Raw genomic sequence first — 18,612 nt, forward strand, 5'->3', positions numbered from 1 at the left:
TCCGCTAACCACCCTTCCCCCGCCGCGCAGCTTGTTAAGGGGTATACGCACCACTCGGCAGCTCACTGCCGCCGACCGCCCCCAGAGCGGGACCTACAGGTGTTCCACATGCAAGCGAACGAGCCGCGCCATCGAGCAGAGAGGGCGACAGGAGGATGAATACAGTATTTCTGTTGATGGCCCAGTACGGCGCCCTGGCGATCATCCCCCTGGAGCGGGTCTGCGCCGACTACTTCAGCCACCTCACGCCGGACAAGTTCAAGCGGAAGGTCGCGGACGGCAGCATTGATCTCCCGCTGATCCGCATCGAGGGCAGCCAGAAAGCCGCCTGCGGCGTTGCATTGACCGACCTGGCGAAGTACCTAGACGAACAGCACCGCCGTGCCACGGTGGAGAACGACAAGCTGCACGGTCGCCGAACCCGAGTCGCTTAACGAATAAGCCGAGAAAGCGCGACCGAGAATCGCTGGGGCTGGACTCTTTCGACAAAGATCACGATTGTAGCCATACACGACGCTCAAATCAGGCTACGTAATAGTCGTTCACCTCATCCACCATGGAAAGGTCAGCTATGCGATACAAAACCAAGACACCTCCTCGACCGCTCGGGGACACTTTGACTGCACTGCAGAATCATCATTAACATCGGTGCAGGACTGGAGTAATTGGGAATGAGCACACAGACAAGCATCGAATGGACAGAAATGACCTGGAACCCCGTAGTAGGATGTACCAAGGTCTCTCCTGGCTGTAAAAACTGCTATGCCGAAAACATGGCACATCGCTTACAGGCGATGGGAACACCGGGCTATGAGAACGGCTTTCGACTTAGTTTACGCCCCGAAAAACTAAAAGAGCCGCTACAGCGTAAAAAGCCCACTATATATTTTGTAAACTCAATGTCCGACCTTTTTCACGAAAGCGTACCGGACGAATACATTGACCAAGTTTTCAAAGTAATAAAGGAAGCATCTCAGCACACCTTCCAGATATTAACCAAACGAGCAGAGCGGCTAGCCGACTACTTCCGCGAGCGGACGCCACCAACTAACGCCTGGCTGGGAGTATCCGTAGAGGACCGAGAGTACGGCGTCCCCAGAATCGATTGCCTCCGCCAAATTAATGCAACAATTCGATTCCTATCAGCAGAACCACTTCTAGAAGACCTAGGCGAACTTGACTTAACCAACATTCATTGGGTCATCGTAGGTGGTGAATCCGGCCCTAAAGCCCGCCCTATGAAGCAAGAGTGGGTAGACAAAATTCACACCCAATGTGATGCCTTTGGCTCTGCATTTTTCTTTAAACAATGGGGAGGATGGGGTGCCGACGGAGTAAAGCGCTCCAAGAAAGCAAATGGCCGATTACTAAAAGGCCAAACCTGGGATGAAATCCCATTGCTGCAGCTTGCATGACACCAGTATAAGGAATAATAAATGGCCAAGGATGACGAGAAGTATCGCTGGGACTGGGCCTCACAAACCTTCCCAACAATAGACCCTCACAGCAAAATAAAACACCAAATTATTGATGAGTACATTCAGACCTACATCGATGTACTCATGAGAAATCAGCAGATGCCAGAACTTGGCTTATCCATCGTCGATGGATTCAGTGGCGGTGGCATCTATGACGATGGTTTCGGTGGTAGGCATTATGGCTCTCCACTGATCGCTCTAGAGGCGATTCAGACATCAGAGATCCGAAACAATATTGACCGCATTAAACCGCGCACCATCAGATCACAGCATTTTTTTGTAGATGTGAAGCCTGAGAATATCGCCTGCCTGCATGCTGTGATGGCGTCTCGAAACCACGCCCATCGAGTTGGCAACGATGTTCATCTTCATAGTGCCGAGTTCACCCAAGCCCTACCATCAATCGTTCAGAAACTCAAATCCTTCGGAAAAGGCGAACGCGCCTTATTCCTTTTGGACCAATATGGATATGGCGAAGTACCATTCCCGAAGATCAATTGGATTTTCAAAAACCTGAGCAAAGCTGAAGTTTTGCTAACTTTCAACGTTGACTTTCTTGTCACTTATCTAGCCGACCGGCACGCCAATCGCAAGGCAATCTCAAACATTGGACTAGACAATCATGTCCCATGGAATTCACTAAAAGAGCTTAAAGCCCACCACCCTAGAAACTGGCAATACATTATTCAGCGCTACCTTTCAGAGGGCATCAAACAGGAAAGCGGCGCCAGATATATGACCATTTTCTTTATTCGCCCGATTGGCAACAACCCTATGACTTATTGGTTTATTCACTTAGCAAATAACTACAGAGCCAATGACGTCATGAAGAAAATCCACTGGAAATATGGCAACAATTTTTCTCACATGCTGTCACCCTCAAGTTTTTTTGGCTACGACGCCAATCGCGATATTGACGTAACCGGTCAACCTGACCTGCTTCTAGAAGAACATCATTTTGATGAATCCACAGATAATCGCATACACAGTGAGTTGTCTGACTTACTACCCAAGCAAGTATATGAACTTGAAAGCCAGCCATTCATCAACCTGATGAGCGGCTTAACAAACTACACCATGGCCGATGAAATCCGCGTAAAGCAGGCTCTAGATACCGCTATTGCAACCGGCGACTTGCAAGCTGTAGACAAAGATGGAAAAACCAGACGCAGAAAAGGCACAAGTATAAAGTCAACGGATATCCTAATCGCCCCCCAACAAAGACCTATATTTTTTCTCCCACCACTCAGAGAGAAAAAGTAAAAATACAAGTTTAAATAAAGTCACCTCAACAGCACTGCCGCTAAAATGGGTTATCAGGGAGGCACTACCCTCCCTCCTTCCTTCTGACCCGCACGCCCAGCAACACAGGCGCGTCGATGATCTTCTCCAACCACGCCCACCCTGCATAGGGGTCTCCCCGGCCTCTCAGGTGCGTGTAGCGGCGCAGTGAGTTCCAGTCCCGATGGCCCGACACGCTGGCCACGCGCGGAATGTCCCACTCCATTTCGAACAGGCGACTGACACCGTCGTGGCGAAGGTCGTGGAAGTGCAGATCCTCGATGCCGAGGAACTTGCAAGCCTTGGACCACGCAGTCCCAATCGAATCGCCGTTGTAGGGGAAGATCTCGGGGCACTCCTTGGGCATCGACTCGATGATGCGCATGGCCTCGTCCGGCAGGTGGCACCAGACGTCGTTGCCGATCTTCTGCCCGGGGTTCTTCATGTCGCGCACCAGGACGCGCCGGCCGGGCACGTCCAGGTCATCCCAACGGATGCGGGTGATCTCTTCCTGCCGGCGGGTGGAGAAGATGGCGAAGCCCACTACCTTGGGCATGTTGATCGCCGAGGGCTTCCAGCGGAGGGTGTCGAAGAAGTGCGCGAGCAGCTTGTCCAGCTCCTCCGCGGTGGGCCGGCGGTCGCGCTCCCGACTGCGGCTGATGGCCCCGAGCTTGCGCAGAACCTTCCGGGCATCGCTGACTGCATGGGGGTCGATCTCGTAGCCCCAGGCCGGGCGGGCGACCGATAGCACGGCGCCGAGGTGCGCCAGGTCGTTGCCAACCGTCTGCGGCATGACCGCCCCACCCTCGGGGCTGATGCGCCACTGGGCGAACTCGACCAGCTTCTGACTGGTCAGCTCGCGATCACTCACCTGGCCGAGCCAGGTCTTGCCGATGGCCTCCAGGCAGGTCCGCTTGGTCCTGCCCAGCGGGCGGATGCGTTCGTACTCTTCGAGGTAGCGGTCGATTATGTCGACCAGCAGCTCGCTCTTGCGACTGGCCCTGTCGATGGCACCCGGCTCGGCCAGTTCCGCCTCCCTCCGGCCAGCCCAGGCCTTGGCGGTCTGCAGCCGGTCGAATGTCTGGCTTTCCTGATAGACTTGCGCGCCATCGCGCATGATCCGTATCTGCGCTGTATAGCCGAAAGTCCCGTCCTTGCGCTTCCGCTTTCTGATGGTCGCCATAATTTGGTACATGAGGTTTTGAGGTTGGTACATTGTACCAGTGACATCTCAAAAACAAGCGGAAACGGGGTAAAACGGGCAGAAATCAGACGTACCCAAATGCCTCTAGAATCAAGCTCTACGCCAGTAACCCCGCGCCCTGCGCTGTCCCGCCGCTTCTCCGTGGCGCCGATGATGGACTGGACCGACCGGCATTGCCGCTTCTTCCTCCGCCAACTGTCCCGGCACGCGCTGCTGTACACGGAGATGGTGACCACCGGCGCGATCCTGCATGGGGATCGTGCTCGCTTCCTCCGCCATGACGAGCAGGAGCATCCGCTGGCGCTGCAGCTGGGCGGTAGCGTGCCGGCCGACCTGGCAGCCTGCGCGCGGCTGGCGCAGGAAGCGGGTTACGACGAGGTGAACCTCAACGTCGGCTGCCCCAGCGACCGGGTGCAGAACAACATGATCGGCGCGTGCCTGATGGGGCATCCGGCGCTGGTGGCCGACTGCATGAAGGCCATGCGCGATGCGGTGGAGATCCCGGTGACGGTCAAGCACCGCATCGGCATCAATGGCCGCGACAGCTACGAGGCGCTCTGCGATTTCGTCGGGCAGGTGCGAGATGCCGGTTGCCGGAGCTTCACCGTGCATGCTCGCATCGCCATCCTCGAAGGCCTCTCACCGAAGGAGAACCGCGAGATCCCGCCGCTGCGCTATGAGGTGGCCGCCCAGCTGAAGCGGGACTTCCCGGACCTGGAGTTCATCCTCAACGGCGGCATCAAGACCCTCGATGAGTGCGAGGCGCACCTGGCCACCTTCGACGGCGTGATGCTGGGCCGCGAGGCCTACCACAACCCCTACCTGCTGGCATCGGTGGATGGGCGCCTGTTCGGCTCGGAGGCCCAGCCGATCACCCGCGCCGCCGCGCTGGAGGCCATGCGCCCCTATATAGAACGGCACATCGCCGAGGGCGGGCAGATGCATCACATCACGCGCCACGTGCTGGGTCTGGCCCAGGGATTCCCGGGGGCACGACGCTTCCGCCAACTGCTCTCGGTGGACGTGCACAAGACCCAGGCGCCGCTGGAACTGCTCGATCAGGCCATCGACCTGCTGCGCGGCCACTGAGCCGCGTTCTGCGGGGCCAGGGCATAGCCCTTGTGCCCCTCCGGCACCACCAGGCCGCTTTCCAGCATCCGCCCTAGCACCTGCCGCACGCTGACCAGGGAGAGCGGCTCACCGGCGGCGTTCAGCCGCTGGTGCAGCAGGCGGGTGGAGATGCCGCCGTCTTCGTTCTGCGCGTCGCAGAGTATCTCCAGCACCTTCAGGCGCGGCAGGCTGGCCTTCAGGCCGGCGTCCTGCAGCATTTGGCGCAACTGGGCATGGTCACTGCGGGGCATGGCGAAGCTCCTTCTGGTCTGTTGCCTGTGGCGTGTCGGCACCGAGGCGGCCTTCCTGCGCCACCCCACCCGCTCAGCGGGCCCTCATCAATAAAGACGAACCAGCACGGAAAACCCGCAAGGAAATACGGAATTTTTTTCGCGGCCATGGTCTGACGAACGTGGCGGCAGCGCCGCCATGAAATTCCCCTGGCCGCCCGTTGAGCCCGCCCGGGCTGCTCGGGTAAGGTCACGCAACCTGCAACGACAAGGCCTCGTCATGACTTCCAAGCTGGACCAACTGAAGCAGTTCACCACCGTGGTAGCCGATACCGGCGACCTGGATGCCATCGCCCGCCTCAAGCCGGTGGATGCCACCACCAACCCCTCGCTGCTGCTCAAGGCAGCAGCCCTGCCCCGCTACGCCGATCTGCTGGACCAGGCCGTGGCAGGCAGCGCCGGCGACCTGGGGCTGGCATGCGACCGTTTCGGGGTGGCCGTGGGCCAGGAGATCCTCAAGGTGATTCCGGGGCGCATCTCCACCGAGGTGGACGCGCGCCTGTCCTTCGATACCGAAGCGACCCTGCGCCGTGCCGAGCGCCTGGTGGGGCTATATGACAAGGCCGGCATCGGCCGCGAGCGCGTGCTGATCAAGATCGCCTCCACCTGGGAAGGCATTCGCGCCGCCGAGCGCCTGGAGCGCAGCGGCATCCAGACCAACCTGACCCTGCTGTTCAACTTCGCCCAGGCAGTCGCCTGCGCCGAGGCCGGGGTGTTCCTGATCTCTCCCTTCGTCGGGCGCATCTACGACTGGTACAAGAAGGCCGAAGGCCGCGACTACGCAGGCGCCGAGGACCCGGGCGTGCAGTCGGTCTCGCGCATCTACCGCTACTACAAGGCCCACGGCTACGAGACGGTGGTGATGGGTGCCAGCTTCCGCAACCTGGGGCAGATCGAGGCCCTGGCTGGCTGCGACCGCCTGACCATCAGCCCGGACCTGCTGCAGAAGCTGGCCGAGGATGACGGCCAGCTGGTTCGCCAGCTGAGCGAGGGCGCGGCAGAACCGCGCCAGACACTGGATCAGCCGGCCTTCCGCTGGCAGTTTAACGAAGACGCGATGGCCACCGAGAAGCTGGCCGAGGGCATCCGCCTGTTCGCCCGGGATCAGGAAAAGCTCGAAGCCCTGCTCAAGGCACGCGCCTGATACGAAAGCGCCTGGCTGCAACAGCCAGGCGCATCAGGTTCAAGCGGGGAAGGTTGAAAGGTCAGCTGCGCTCGAGCGCGCTGACCAGATCATGGAAGGCTTCGCGGTTGGACTCGTTCAGCCCCATCAGGATGCGGTGTGCTTCGAGCACCTTGGTGCGCACCACGTCCTCGGTCTGGTCCTGAGGCGGCAGGTCCTCCAGGCACTCAGGGCACGGCAGCGGCTTGTCGACAATGTTGAACACCTGATCGAAGCCCATCGACTGCAACAGCCGGGTGATGTCCGGGTGGGTGGTGACGACGGTGGGCAAGAGCCCGACCTTCTGCCGGGAGAGGATCGACAACTTGGCCAGCAGGCCCAGGGTGGTGCTGTCGATGCTGCGCGTTTCGGTCAGGTCGATGACGATCGCCGAAAAGTTAAGCGCGGAGAAGATCTTCTCGATAGTGGCGTCCAGGGCCGAACACAGGGTCAGGCGGATTTCACCGACGAACTTCAGGACAAAGGTGCCGTCCTGCTCGGCAAACTGGATTTTACCGGTACTCATGCAAGGTTCCTGCTCAACACCAGCAAGGCGATATCATCTGGCATATCCCCCAGGTTGGCCAGGCCAAAGGCCTTCTTGAGGCCATCCAGGGATCCACCAGCTGCCTGCACGATTTCCGGCAGGGCAGCTTCTTTCTCTTTGAGCGTGTCGCCCGGCAAAAGGTCCAGGATGCCGTCGGACATCAGCGTCAGGCTGAACGAGGCCGGCAGGTCCATCACCTGGTCCTCGTAGGTCGCTTCCTCGAACAGGCCGACGGGCAGGCCGCGCCCGGTGAGGTAATGCGCCTGGCCTTCGCTGTACAGCACAGGCAGGGGCAGGTGCCCGCCGATGCTGTAGGTCAGCTTGCCGCTCTCCTCGTCGATCACCCCGCCCAGCATGGTCACGTGCTTGCCCAGCTTGCAGTTGATCAGGCCACGGTTGATGTGGCCGAGCACCTCGGAGGGCTTGAACTCCGGCAAGGTACCGCCACGTCGCGACTCGTAGAGCAGCCGGGTGGTCATGAACTTGAGCAGGACGGTGACGAAAGCGGACGAGGCGCCATGACCGGAAACATCCGCCAGGTAGAAGGCGATGCGCCGCTCGTCGACCCGGAAGTAGTCGACGAAGTCCCCCGACAGGTAGAGGGACGGGATGATCTGGTGGGCGAAGTGCAACCCGTCCACCGTCCAGGGCGTGACCGGCAGCATGTTCATCTGCACCTGGCGCCCGGCGTTCTGGTCTTCCTGCAGCAGGTGCAGGCTGGCCTGGAGTTCGCGGTTGGCGGCTTCCAGCTCCTCGCGGTAGCGCTGGTTCTCCAGCCGCAGGGCGTGGCGATCCAGCGCGCGGCGCACGGAGTGCTCCAGCACCGCCAGATCTTCCAGGGGCTTGATCAGGTAGTCCGCCGCTCCGAGGCGCAGGGCTTCGACGGCGTCGCTCATCACACCGGCCCCGGACACGACGATCACCGGCGTGTCGGTTTCCAGCTGGTTGATGCGGCGGATGAGTTCCAGCCCGTCGACCTGGGGCATGCGCAGGTCGCAGATGATCAGATCGGGATGTTCCTGCTCGAAGACCTGCAACCCCTGCAGACCATTACCTGCCTGCAGGACGTTGAAACCACTGTCTTCCAGATAGGCTGCGAGGCTGGTGCGGACAACCTCGTCGTCGTCGATGATCAGCAGCTTGGCACTGGTATTGTGCATGGAGTATCCAGGCAAACGGCGCCGGGGGTGGGCTGGTTGAGGCACCGACCTAGGCCGGATGCGGGTAAGGGGTTCGCTTCAAGGCGCAGACGGTACTCCCATCCGCAGGGCGATTCAAGCGTGCGCCGATTGTCGAAACCTGCCTTTACACATGAAAAGAGCGGGAGTTATAAGAGGCCGGGGGTCAGTCCATCCAATACCAGAGGACAGCAGATAATGAGTCAGAACGATCATCGTTCTTACAGCGAGAAGCGCGACTTCATCCGCATGCAGGTCGAGGCGCAGGTCGTTCTGCACCATGGAGGCCGCGAGTACCCGGCCCTGTGCCGCGACCTGTCGAGCACCGGCATGCAACTGGAAGCCGATGCCCACCTGTCGATAGGTGACAAGGTGCGCGTCCACATCCCGTCCGACCACGCCGAGCTCAAGGGCCTGGACGCCGAAGCCGAGGTGGTCCGCATATCGGCCGGCGACGATGGGCGCATGTCCATCGGCCTCGCCATCACCTCGATGAGCTGATCGGCGCACATAGAAAGAAGGCGGCCCATTGGCCGCCTTTTTCATACCCGCAAAACGAGGGAGGCGATCAGAAATCGTCCTCAACCTCGCCGTCGCGCACCTTGAACTCGCGGTTCTGCAGGTAGGCGTTGCGGATGAACACGTACTTGTCGCCGGTGATCATCTTCTCGGCCGACAGCAGGCTGGCGCGGGTGTCCACGGTGTTCACCCCGAGGATCACGTTACGGGTCGGCACGTGGTCGATGTAGGGATAGGGCGTGGTGTAGCTGTCCACGAAGCGCGCCGGCGCATCGCGCAGGGTGCTCGGGCCCAACAGCGGCAGCACCACGTACGGGCCGCTGCCCACGCCCCAGGCGCCCAGGGTCTGGCCGAAGTCCTCGTCGCTGCGCTGCAGCCCCATGCGGGTCGCCACGTCGAATACGCCAAGCACGCCGAAGGTGGTGTTGAAGATCAGCCGGCTGGTGTCCACGCCCGCCGCGTGCAGCTTGCCCTGCAGCAGGTCGTTGGCCAGGTTGCCGACGTCACCGACGTTGCGGAAGACATTGTGCACGCCGTCTTCCACGAACTGCGGCGTCACGTACTGGTAGCCCTGGGCGATCGGCTTCAGGGCGTAGGTGTCGACCGTGTCGTTGAAGCTGAACACCGCGCGGTTGACGCCCTCCCACGGGTCTTCATCCGCAGCCTGGGCCACCAGCGGCAGCGCCACCAGGCCGGCGACCGCCAGCAGGCGGCCCATTCGATCGAGCCAACCCGCACCGATCATTCGCATTGCAGTCTCTCCTAGGGAAAAGTAGTGTGGCGCCCCCAGCGGGCCGCCCGACAAGGCGCGCAGTATACGGCCATTGGATGGCCAATAGGCAGCATAGGTAACGCGACCAATGGCGGAAAAGAATTTACTCCATGTAGCGCACATCCCCGTGCGCTGGGGCGATATGGACAGCTACGGCCACGTCAACAACACCCTCTATATCCAGTACCTGGAAGAAGCCCGCGTCGCCTGGTTCGAGCGCCACGGCATCGCCATGAACCACGTGGCCCAGGGCCCGGTGGTGCTGCAGACCCTGCACACCTACCTGCGCCCCGTCGTGCACCCGGCCACCGTGGTGGTGGAGCTCTACGCCGGCACGCTGGGCAATTCCAGCCTGGTGGTCGAGCACCGCCTGGGCACCCTGGAGGCACCTGGCGTGGTCCATGGCGAAGGCCACTGCAAACTGGTCTGGGTCGACCACGCCAGCAACCGCCCGGTCCCCGTACCGGAAGCCCTGCGGCACATCTTCCAGGGCCCGCTGGCCGTCACGGAACCGTAACCTGCGCGTCATCCCGGGCAGCTAGGCTGGAAGCGCCCACGTCAGGATGACCTGCCCATGCCCAGCACCCCGCCGCCCCCTTTCACTGCCCTGCTCCTCGGCCTGACCGGCTGCCTGGTGGACTTCGGCTCCCGGACCCTGCCCCTGGCCCTGCAGCGCACCGTTGTGCGCCACACCGACGGGCAGCTGGATGAGGTTGCCCCCCTTGCCCCGACCGACCAGTTGGAAGCGCTGCTGAAGCGGCGCCCCCGCCCAGCCGAGCGGGCCCGGCTGCAGGATGCCCTGGTCGAGGCCGCCCATGAGCGTGCTGAACCGGCACCGGGCCTGGACGCCCTCCTCGATCGCCTGGCCAGTCAGAACATCCCCGCAGCCTGGCTGGACGAACTGCCCGAACACGTCACCACGGTGCTCGCCCAGTCGCTGCCCGACTCGCTCCCACCGGCCCAGGCCGGCACCGGGCGCCCCTGGCCAGCCCCGGACAGCTGCTGGAACGCCCTCACCGGCCTCGGCGTCGAACGCCTGGAAGGCTGCGTGCTGGTCAGCGGCGAACCCCGCCTGCTCCAGGCCGGCCTCAACGCCGGGCTCTGGACCGTCGGCCTCGCCGCCAGTGGCCGACTCTGCGGCCACGCCCTGGGGGACTGGCAGGCACTGCCGGCCAACGAGCGCGACGCCCGGCGCGCCCGCGCCACCCTGGAGCTGTATCGCCTCGGCGCCCACTCGGTGATCGACCACCTCGGCGAGCTGCCCGACTGCCTCGACGACCTGGCGAGCCGCCGGCAGAAGGGCGAGAAGCCCTGACCCCGTTTTGTAACGGCATTGATCACGATCAGGCAGCGCCGCCCCGCCTGGATTAATCTCACAGGCACCGGGACCTTTTGCCGTCAGACGGCGGTCCACTCCTGAGTCATGTCAAAAGGGAGAACACCATGTCCGAACGCCTGCAGCAGCAACTGAACGAACTGCGCGACCAACTGGCCCAAGACACCCCGATGGATGCGGAAGAGCGCGCCCACCTCAACGGCCTGATCCGCGACATCGAACTGAAGCTGGCGAACGAGGCCCACACTCCGGAAGACAGCCTGGTGGACGGCGTCAACCTGGCCGTCGAGCGTTTCGAGCTGAGCCACCCGACCCTGGCCGGCACGTTGCGCAACATCATGCAGAGCCTGGTCAGCATGGGCATCTGACCCCCCACCCCGAATGCAGGAACCCCGGCCAGGTGCCGGGGTTCTTCGTTTCAGCTTGCCGCTGGGCGCAGCCCGGAATCAGTTACTGCCGCACCAGCCGACCGTTGTCCGGGCTGATGGGGTGCGTGCTGCGGTAGGGGTTGATGTCCAGCCCGCCGCGGCGCACATAGCGTGCCTGCACCGTCAGGTGCTCGGGCTCGAGCAGGCGCAGCAGGTCGAGGAAGACACGCTCGACGCACTGCTCATGGAAGTCGCAATGCTGGCGGAAGCTCACCAGGTAGGCCAGGAAGCTGGCGTGGTCCAGGCGAGCCCCCTTGTACTGCACCACCAGCGTGCCCCAGTCCGGCTGGCCGGTGACCGGGCAGTTGGATTTCAGCAGGTGGCTGTGCAGTGCCTCCTCCACCAACTCGGCGGCATCGGCGCGCAGCAGCTCCGGTTGCGGATGGTCGTAGTGGTCAATGCTCACATCCAGGTCATCGATGCAGGTGCCGGCGGCGCGGGCCACACCCTCGGCCTCCACCTCCGCCAGGCTGCGCACGCGCACCTTCACCTCGGCCCCTGCCGCGGCCGACAGGTCCCTCTCCAGCACCGCCACCAGCTCCGCCGCCGTGGCAAAGGCGCTCTGGTTGAGGGAGTTGAGGTACAGCTTGAAGGACTTCGACTCGATGATGTTCGGCGAATCGGCCGGGATGGCGAACTCGCCGATGGCCACCACCGGCTTGCCCGACGGGGTCAGCCACGACAGCTCGTAGCAGTTCCAGAAATCCACGCCTTTATAAGGAAGGGTCTCCGCCGTCAGCCCCAGCTCGTTCCACTTCGCCACGCGGGAAATGGGGAACAGCAGCTGCGGGCTGTAGGTGCTGATGTACTCACTGGACTTGCCCAGCGGCGAGTGTTCGGCGGGATGCTGCATGAGAGGCGACCTGGCGGGGGGAGAAAACCGCGCAATTGTATACAGCCCGGGCCTGCCGCAAAACCTCGGCGACACGCCCGGCCCCTTACAACCAGAAGCGCAGCCCCAGCACCCAGGCGCCCTCCTCGTCCGGCTCGCCGGCTGCGCGGAGCCAGTCCCCGCTGCGGCCGTGGGTACGCTCCCACTCATAACCCAGGTAAGGCGAGAACGCCGGCGTCACCCGCCAGTGCAGGCGCAACCCCGCCTCCAGCGTGCCGCTGCCGGCGCCGCGATCCAGGTCGCGGTCGTCCGCCAGGGCCAGGTCGTATTCCAGCCGGGGCTCCAGCACCAGCCGCTGGGTCAGCAGCACCTGGTATTCCGCCTCCAGGCGCAGCGAGGGATCGCCCCGTTCGCTCACCAGCAGGTTGCCCTCCACCTCGAACCACTGCGGTGCCAGCCCCTTGATCCCCACCAGCGCATGGCTGCGCGCCGGCCCTGGCTGGTCGTCATGGGCCACGCCCGCCTGCCAGTCGAAGAAGTCGCTGAACATCCGCCGGTACAGCAGCTCGGTGCTGCTCGACGTGGTCGGCCCACCGGCATCCCGGGCGCCTTCGTTCTTCAGCACCAGCTTGTGGGTGTCGGTGCCGTACCAGCCCTCCAGCTCCCAGGCCAGCTGGGTGTCCTTGCCGTGGAAGCGCTGCTCCAGGCGATCGAACCCCAGGTAGCCGATCGGCATGGCGTCCATCTCCATCGCCCAGGACAACGGGCTGGCCAATGCCGCCAGCACCCCCCATTCAATGACCCGCATGAGCAGCCTCCTCCATCGGTTGCATGGCCTCACCCAGGGAGCGGCTGCTGCCATCGGGCGCCTCGACGATCACCTTGCGGAACATTCCGCTGGCCATGTGGTAGATCAGGTGGCAGTGAAACGCCCACTGGCCGATGGCATCGGCCGGCACGTCCACTTCCAGCGTGCTGCCGGGCGCCACGTTGACCACGTGCTTGAGCGGGTTGAGCCGGCCGTTGCCCTTGTCCAGCTGCATCCACATGCCGTGCAGGTGCATCGGGTGGTTCATCATCGTCTGGTTGACGAAGCGGAAGCGCACCCGCTCCCCGTAGCGCAGGCGGATGGGCTCGGCCTCGGAGTACTTCACCCCGTCGAAGGACCAGAAGTAGCGCTCCATGTTGCCGGTGAGCTTCAGCTCGATGGTGCGGTCCGGCGCGCGGTAGCGGGCATCCGGGCGCATCGCCTTGAGGTCGCCGTAGACCAGCACCCGCCCGCCCTCCACCAGCTCGGGAGCGATGCCGCTGCCCGGCGCGTAATCCGGGTTGCCACCGGCGGCCGGCATCCCGTGGCCCATGGCGGCATGGTCCATCCCGGCCATTTCTGCATCGCCCATGCCCGCCATCGCACCGCGGTCCATCCCCGGCATGGCGTGATCCATGCCCATGTCGGCCATGCTCAGCAGGCGCGGCGGCCCCAGGGTCGGCACCTCGGCCACCATGCCCGGCCGGGGCGCCAGGGTGGCGCGGGCGTAGCCACGGCGGTCCATGGAGGCGGCGAACAGCGTATAGGCCCGATCCTCCCGGGGCTGCACGATCACGTCATAGGTCTCGGCCACCGCCAGTCGCACCTGGTCCACCGTCACCGGCAGCACGTCGTTGCCATCCGCCTGCACCACCGTCATCGGCAGGCCGGGGATACGCAGGTCGTAGTAGCTCATGCCCGAGGCGTTGATGATGCGCAGGCGCACCCGCTCGCCCGGCTTGAACAGCGCCGTCCAGTTCTGCTCCGCGTCGCGGCCGTTGACCAGGAAGCGAAACCCGCTGACATCGGCGATGTCCGTCGGCGACATGCGCATGTCGCCCCAGCCCCAGCGGTCCTTGAAGGTCGCCCAGACGCCATCGCGGGCGGCATCGGTGAAGAAGTCCCCCAGGGTGCGCTTGTGGTCGTTGTAGTACTCGGCGTCCTTCTTCAGGTTGGCGAGGGTGCGCTCGGGCTTTTCGTCCTGCCAGTCGAACAGCATCACCGTGTACTCGCGGTCGTAGCGGTACGGCTCGCGCCCGCGCGGTTCGATCACCAGCGGCCCGTACAGCCCTTCCTGCTCCTGGAAGTCACTGTGGGCGTGATACCAGTAGGTGCCCGACTGCTGCACGCGGAAGCGGTAGGTGAAGGTCTGCCCAGGCTTGATGCCCGGGAAGCTGATGCCCGGCACGCCGTCCTGGTCGTAGGGCACGATCATCCCGTGCCAGTGCAGCGAGGTGTCGCGGTCCAGGCGGTTGGTCACGCGGATCTGCACCTCCTCGCCTTCCTTGAAACGCAGCTCCGGCGCGGGCGACTGGCCGTTGATGGTCAACGCCGGCCGGCTGCCATCGCTCAAGGCCACGCGCCCCTCATCGATCACCAGCTCATAGGTGCCGGCCCCGGCGTCTGCCGCCAAAGCCAGCAAGCCGGCGCCCATCAGCGCGCGCATCAGGGCTTGACCTCGACCTTGCCGACCATGCCGGCCTGGTAGTGGCCAGGAATGTTGCAGGCGAACTCCAGCCCGGTGGCCTGGGTGAAGGTCCAGGTCAGCTCGGCCGTCTTGCCCGGCTCCACCAGCACGCTGTTGGGGTCGTCGTGCTTCATCATCGTCCCGTGATCCATGCCGGCCATGTCCATGCCGGCCATGTCGTGCCCCATCTGGCTGTGATCCATGGCGCCCATGTCGTGCTTCATGTTCATGCCGGTGGGGGTGAGCATCCCCATCTGCTGCATTTTCAGCATTTCCTGCTGGTGGCGGGCATGCATGGCCGCATCGCCGAGGTTGAACTCGTGGAGCAGGCTGCCGGTGTTCTTCAGCACGAAGCGCACCGTCTCGCCGGCCTTCACCTGCAGGCTGGCGGGCTCGTAGTACATGTCACCCAGGGTGATCTCTACGGTACGGCCGGCATCGGCCGCCTTGGCCGGGTGGCCGAACGCGAAGGTGGCGGCACCGTCGGCCAGCACGGGCAGGCTGAGGAACAGGCCGCAGGCGAGAACAAGGGCGGATCGTTTCATGACAGGGTCTCCTGATGGACAGGCCCCCATCCTGCCGCCCTGCCACTGGCGCCTGGCTTACCGGCACATTACAACTTTGTCAGCCAGGCCCACCGCACCGGCCCGGCACGGTATAAAGGAACCCCCACGACACAGGCCCGCCATGAAACTGCTCATCGTCGAAGACGAACCCAAGACCGGTCAGTACCTGCGCCAGGGGCTGGGCGAAGCCGGCTTCCTGGTCGACCTGGCCAGCGACGGCATCGCCGGCCAGCACCTGGCGCTGACCGGCGACCACGACCTGATCATCCTCGACGTGATGCTCCCCGGCCGCGACGGCTGGCAGGTGCTGCGCACCCTGCGCGAAGCCGGCCTGGAGACGCCCGTGCTGTTCCTCACCGCCCGCGATGCCGTCGAGGACCGCGTACGCGGCCTGGAGCTGGGCGCCGACGACTACCTGGTCAAGCCCTTCGCCTTCGCCGAACTGCTGGCGCGGGTGCGCACCCTGCTGCGCCGGGGTACCACCGGCCAGCAGGACACCAGCCTGCAACTGGCGGACCTGCGCCTCGACCTGCTGCGCCGCCGGGTGGAGCGCGGCGGCCAGCGCATCGACCTCACCGCCAAGGAGTTCGCCCTGCTGGAGCTGCTGCTGCGGCGCCAGGGCGAAGTGCTGCCCAAGTCGCTGATCGCCTCCCAGGTCTGGGACATGAACTTCGACAGCGACACCAACGTCATCGAAGTCGCCATCCGCCGCCTGCGGGCCAAGGTGGACGACGCCTGGCCCACCCGCCTGATCCACACCGTGCGCGGCATGGGCTACGTGCTCGAGGCGCGGGACGCCTGATGCGCCTGTCCCTCGGCGCTCGCCTCAGCCTGCTGTTCGCCGCAGCCACCGCCAGCGTCTCGCTCATCGCCGGCGCCCTGTTCGACCGGGCCAGCGAGGCGCACTTCCTTGAACTGGACAACCAGTTGCTGGCCAGCCGCGCCGAAGCCCTGCGCAGCCTGCTCGGCCCGGTGGGCAGCGCCAAAGCCCTCGCCGCGCGGGAAGACGACCTGCACGCCGAGCTGCAACGCCAGCCCGACCTTGCCCTGCGTATCCTCGGCCCCCAGGGCGAGCTGTGGTTCGACAGCCAGGTCGTTGCCGCCCACGCCCAGCACGGCGAGACCGCCTGGCGCGCCTACGGCACCGAGCTGCTCCCCGGCCAAGCCGACAGCCCGCGCCTGGACCTGCGGCTGGACATCACCCACCACCAGCACTTCCTCGAACGCATGCAGCGGCTGATCTGGCTCACCGTCGGCCTCAGCGCCCTGGCCACCGCACTGCTCGGTGCCTGGGCCGTGCGCAGCGGCCTGCGCCCCCTGCGGCAGATGGCCGAGGTGGCCGCCGGCATCTCCGCCCACTCCCTCACCACCCGCCTCGACCCGGCCAGCGTGCCGGCCGAGCTGAGCGACCTGGTGAGCGCCTTCAACGCCATGCTGGCGCGCCTGGAAGACGCCTTCCAGCGGCTCTCCGCCTTCTCCGGCGACATCGCCCACGAGCTGCGCACCCCGCTGTCCAACCTGCTGACCCAGACCCAGGTCACCCTCGCCCAGCCCCGCGACCTGGCCACCTACCGCGAAGCCCTGCACTCCAACCTGGAAGAGCTGCAGCACCTGGCGCAGATGGTCAACGACATGCTGTTCCTGGCCAAGGCCGAGCACGGCCTGCTCACCACCCGCCGCGAGCCTCTGGTACTGGCCGACGAGCTGGAGGCACTGGCCGAGTTCTTCGCCCCCCTGGCCGAAGAAGGCGGCATCCGCCTCACCTGTTCCGGCAGCGGCCAGCTGGAGGGCGACCGCGCCATGCTGCGCCGCGCCCTCTCCAACCTGCTGGACAACGCCCTGCGCTTCACCCCGGCCGGCGGCACCATCGAACTCAGCGCCCACCCCGCCGGCCATGCGCTGCGCCTGGAGGTGGCCAACCAGGGCCCGGCCATCCCCGCCGAACTGCAACCGCGCCTGTTCGACCGCTTCTTCCGCGCCGACCCGGCCCGCCGCGAAGGCCAGGCCGAGCATGCCGGGCTCGGCCTGGCCATCACCCGCTCCATCGTCCGCGCCCACGGCGGCGAAGTCCGCTGCGTGAGCGCGGACGGCTGGACGCGCTTCCAGATGGACTTCCCCGCCACAACCACGACCGCATCGCAGAACTGAGCAGTGCTACCCCTCGTAGCAGCGTCTACTCTGGGATAATCGCCGGTCGGCGAAGGACTGCCTGGCCCTGCCACACCCTGCCGAACCGTCACCTCCCGGCCATGTACCGGACGGGGCGATACCATGAGAACCGCGCCTGTCGGTGCTGCCACGAGCGGCACCGTCCAGCCGGCACTGTCCGCATGTCGCGGCCACCTACTGTCTGCCCAGAACAAAAAAGGCACACACCATGATCAAGAAGTACATCGCTGCCCTGACCTGCGCGCTTACCCTCGCCAGCGGCCACGCCCTCGCGGCGGAAACCGGCCCCATCACCATCCGCTTCTCCCATGTCGTCGCCGACGACACCCCGAAGGGCCAGGGCGCCTTGCTGTTCAAGCAGTTGGTGGAGAAACGCCTGCCCGGCCTGGTGAAGGTCGAGGTCTACCCCAACTCCACGCTGTTCGGTGACGCCGACGAGCTGCAGGCCCTGCAGGACGGCAAGGTGGACATGCTCGCCCCCTCCCTGGCCAAGTTCGACCAGTACACCAAGCAGCTGCAGCTATTCGACCTGCCCTTCCTGTTCGATGACCAGGACGCGGTCAACCGCTTCCAGAAGCGCGCCAAGGGCCGCCAGCTGCTGCGCGCCATGGAGGACAAGAACATCATCGGCCTGGCTTTCTGGCACAACGGCATGAAGCAGCTTTCCGCCAACCGCCCGCTGCACACCCCGGCGGATGCCAAGGGCCTGGCCTTCCGCATCCAGGCATCCAACGTGCTGGAGTCGCAGTTCGCCCAGATCGGTGCCAAGGCCGTGCCCATGCCATTCGCCCAGACCTTCGACGCGCTCAAGGGTGGTCAGGTGCAGGGCACCGAGAACACCTGGTCGAACTTCGCCAGCCAGAACCTCGACACCGTGCAGCCCTACATCATCGAGACCAACCACGGCGCCCTGGACTACATGCTGGTGAGCAACTCGCGCTTCTGGTTCGCCATTCCGCACCAGACCCGCACCGAGCTGGAAGCCATCATCGACGAGGTCACCTTCGCCGTGAACAACGCCGCCGCCCAGCAGAACCAGGCGGACCGCCAGCGCATCCAGGCGGCCGGCAAGGCCCAGATCATCACCCTCACCCCCGAGGAACGCACGGCCTGGCGTGCCGCCATGAAGCCAGTCTGGGACCAGTACACCCCCGACATCGGCGAAGACATCGTCAAGGCCGCCCAGGTGGTCAACCGCAAGTCCCGCTGATCCCCTCGCCCGGCCGGCGCTCGCCGCGCCGGGCT

21 protein-coding genes are annotated in these 18,612 nt (G+C 64.2%); 12 read left to right on the plus strand and 9 right to left on the minus strand.

All coding sequences use genetic code 11. The features are described 5' to 3' along the window. The first annotated feature begins 155 nt into the window (after positions 1-155). From FBY21_RS09270 to FBY21_RS09280, 3 genes are all read left to right on the plus strand, one after another. On the plus strand, positions 156-434 hold the full coding sequence (locus FBY21_RS09270) for a pyocin activator PrtN family protein (RefSeq protein WP_142010544.1): 279 nt from the start codon (positions 156-158) through the stop codon (positions 432-434). A gap of 237 nt (positions 435-671) precedes the next feature. Continuing rightward, on the plus strand, positions 672-1,415 hold the full coding sequence (locus tag FBY21_RS09275; protein WP_142010546.1) for a DUF5131 family protein: 744 nt from the start codon (positions 672-674) through the stop codon (positions 1,413-1,415). 21 nt (positions 1,416-1,436) lie between these two features. Then, positions 1,437-2,741 (plus strand): three-Cys-motif partner protein TcmP, encoded by a 1,305-nt coding sequence (locus FBY21_RS09280; RefSeq protein WP_142010548.1) that lies wholly within the window; start codon positions 1,437-1,439, stop codon positions 2,739-2,741. A gap of 64 nt (positions 2,742-2,805) precedes the next feature. Here FBY21_RS09280 and FBY21_RS09285 read toward each other — a convergent pair whose 3' ends face one another. Next, positions 2,806-3,942 carry a tyrosine-type recombinase/integrase gene (locus FBY21_RS09285; protein ID WP_409563790.1) on the minus strand — a complete coding sequence of 379 codons (1,137 nt, stop codon included), beginning with the start codon at positions 3,940-3,942 and terminating at the stop codon, positions 2,806-2,808. A 99-nt stretch (positions 3,943-4,041) separates the two neighbouring features. Between FBY21_RS09285 and dusA the strand changes: the two genes are divergently transcribed. Next, positions 4,042-5,052 (plus strand): tRNA dihydrouridine(20/20a) synthase DusA, encoded by a 1,011-nt coding sequence (dusA, locus tag FBY21_RS09290; protein ID WP_142010552.1) that lies wholly within the window; start codon positions 4,042-4,044, stop codon positions 5,050-5,052. Here the strand turns inward: dusA and FBY21_RS09295 are convergent. Further along, positions 5,022-5,324, minus strand: coding sequence for a Fur family transcriptional regulator (locus FBY21_RS09295; protein ID WP_253543694.1), 303 nt, complete (start codon positions 5,322-5,324; stop codon positions 5,022-5,024). The genes dusA and FBY21_RS09295 overlap by 31 nt on opposite strands. Before the next feature lie 259 nt (positions 5,325-5,583). Between FBY21_RS09295 and tal the strand changes: the two genes are divergently transcribed. Further along, positions 5,584-6,507, plus strand: coding sequence for a transaldolase (gene tal, locus FBY21_RS09300; RefSeq protein ID WP_142010554.1), 924 nt, complete (start codon positions 5,584-5,586; stop codon positions 6,505-6,507). Between the two features lie 61 nt (positions 6,508-6,568). Here tal and rssC read toward each other — a convergent pair whose 3' ends face one another. After that, complete coding sequence (gene rssC / locus FBY21_RS09305) at positions 6,569-7,051, minus strand: anti-sigma factor antagonist RssC (RefSeq protein WP_044404192.1); 483 nt, start codon at positions 7,049-7,051, stop codon at positions 6,569-6,571. Then, positions 7,048-8,232 (minus strand): two-component system response regulator RssB, encoded by a 1,185-nt coding sequence (gene rssB / locus FBY21_RS09310; RefSeq protein ID WP_107330778.1) that lies wholly within the window; start codon positions 8,230-8,232, stop codon positions 7,048-7,050. Before rssB ends, rssC begins: the two co-directional genes overlap by 4 nt. Positions 8,233-8,448: 216 nt before the next feature. On the opposite strand from rssB, the gene FBY21_RS09315 reads away from it, so the two are divergent. Further along, positions 8,449-8,751: a PilZ domain-containing protein gene (locus FBY21_RS09315; protein ID WP_044404188.1), complete on the plus strand. Its 303-nt coding sequence runs from the start codon at positions 8,449-8,451 to the stop codon at positions 8,749-8,751. 67 nt (positions 8,752-8,818) lie between these two features. Here the strand turns inward: FBY21_RS09315 and FBY21_RS09320 are convergent, their stop codons facing one another. Then, positions 8,819-9,520, minus strand: a complete 702-nt coding sequence (locus tag FBY21_RS09320; protein WP_107330776.1) for a VacJ family lipoprotein — start codon at positions 9,518-9,520, stop codon at positions 8,819-8,821. Between the two features lie 109 nt (positions 9,521-9,629). On the opposite strand from FBY21_RS09320, the gene FBY21_RS09325 reads away from it, so the two are divergent. The 3 genes from FBY21_RS09325 (at position 9,630) to FBY21_RS09335 (ending at position 11,245) form a co-directional block, all read left to right on the plus strand. Then, positions 9,630-10,058 (plus strand): acyl-CoA thioesterase, encoded by a 429-nt coding sequence (locus tag FBY21_RS09325; RefSeq protein WP_142010556.1) that lies wholly within the window; start codon positions 9,630-9,632, stop codon positions 10,056-10,058. A gap of 57 nt (positions 10,059-10,115) precedes the next feature. Beyond that, positions 10,116-10,856, plus strand: coding sequence for a phosphatase (locus FBY21_RS09330; RefSeq protein WP_044404183.1), 741 nt, complete (start codon positions 10,116-10,118; stop codon positions 10,854-10,856). A 128-nt stretch (positions 10,857-10,984) separates the two neighbouring features. After that, positions 10,985-11,245: a DUF4404 family protein gene (locus tag FBY21_RS09335; protein ID WP_142010559.1), complete on the plus strand. Its 261-nt coding sequence runs from the start codon at positions 10,985-10,987 to the stop codon at positions 11,243-11,245. A gap of 82 nt (positions 11,246-11,327) precedes the next feature. Here FBY21_RS09335 and queF read toward each other — a convergent pair whose 3' ends face one another. The 4 genes from queF to FBY21_RS09355 all read right to left on the minus strand — a co-directional run bounded on the left by queF (position 11,328) and on the right by FBY21_RS09355 (position 15,177). Continuing rightward, positions 11,328-12,158, minus strand: coding sequence for an NADPH-dependent 7-cyano-7-deazaguanine reductase QueF (gene queF / locus FBY21_RS09340; RefSeq protein ID WP_142010561.1), 831 nt, complete (start codon positions 12,156-12,158; stop codon positions 11,328-11,330). An 85-nt stretch (positions 12,159-12,243) separates the two neighbouring features. After that, positions 12,244-12,945 (minus strand): copper resistance protein B, encoded by a 702-nt coding sequence (locus FBY21_RS09345; protein ID WP_142010563.1) that lies wholly within the window; start codon positions 12,943-12,945, stop codon positions 12,244-12,246. Next, positions 12,932-14,611 carry a copper resistance system multicopper oxidase gene (locus FBY21_RS09350; protein ID WP_142010564.1) on the minus strand — a complete coding sequence of 560 codons (1,680 nt, stop codon included), beginning with the start codon at positions 14,609-14,611 and terminating at the stop codon, positions 12,932-12,934. The genes FBY21_RS09345 and FBY21_RS09350 overlap by 14 nt, the downstream gene beginning before the upstream one ends. Further along, complete coding sequence (locus tag FBY21_RS09355) at positions 14,611-15,177, minus strand: plastocyanin/azurin family copper-binding protein (RefSeq protein WP_253543696.1); 567 nt, start codon at positions 15,175-15,177, stop codon at positions 14,611-14,613. Before FBY21_RS09355 ends, FBY21_RS09350 begins: the two co-directional genes overlap by 1 nt. A 142-nt stretch (positions 15,178-15,319) precedes the next feature. Between FBY21_RS09355 and FBY21_RS09360 the strand changes: the two genes are divergently transcribed. The 3 genes from FBY21_RS09360 to FBY21_RS09370 all read left to right on the plus strand — a co-directional run bounded on the left by FBY21_RS09360 (position 15,320) and on the right by FBY21_RS09370 (position 18,577). Then, entirely contained in the window at positions 15,320-16,000 is a 681-nt protein-coding gene (locus FBY21_RS09360) for a heavy metal response regulator transcription factor (protein ID WP_044404171.1), read from the plus strand. After that, positions 16,000-17,346, plus strand: coding sequence for a heavy metal sensor histidine kinase (locus FBY21_RS09365; protein ID WP_222119521.1), 1,347 nt, complete (start codon positions 16,000-16,002; stop codon positions 17,344-17,346). The genes FBY21_RS09360 and FBY21_RS09365 overlap by 1 nt, the downstream gene beginning before the upstream one ends. A 229-nt stretch (positions 17,347-17,575) precedes the next feature. Further along, on the plus strand, positions 17,576-18,577 hold the full coding sequence (locus FBY21_RS09370) for a DctP family TRAP transporter solute-binding subunit (RefSeq protein WP_142010567.1): 1,002 nt from the start codon (positions 17,576-17,578) through the stop codon (positions 18,575-18,577). The last annotated feature ends 35 nt before the right edge of the window (positions 18,578-18,612 follow it).

The organism is Pseudomonas sp. SLBN-26, from assembly GCF_006715895.1.
GTDB classification, from domain to species: domain Bacteria; phylum Pseudomonadota; class Gammaproteobacteria; order Pseudomonadales; family Pseudomonadaceae; genus Metapseudomonas; species Metapseudomonas otitidis.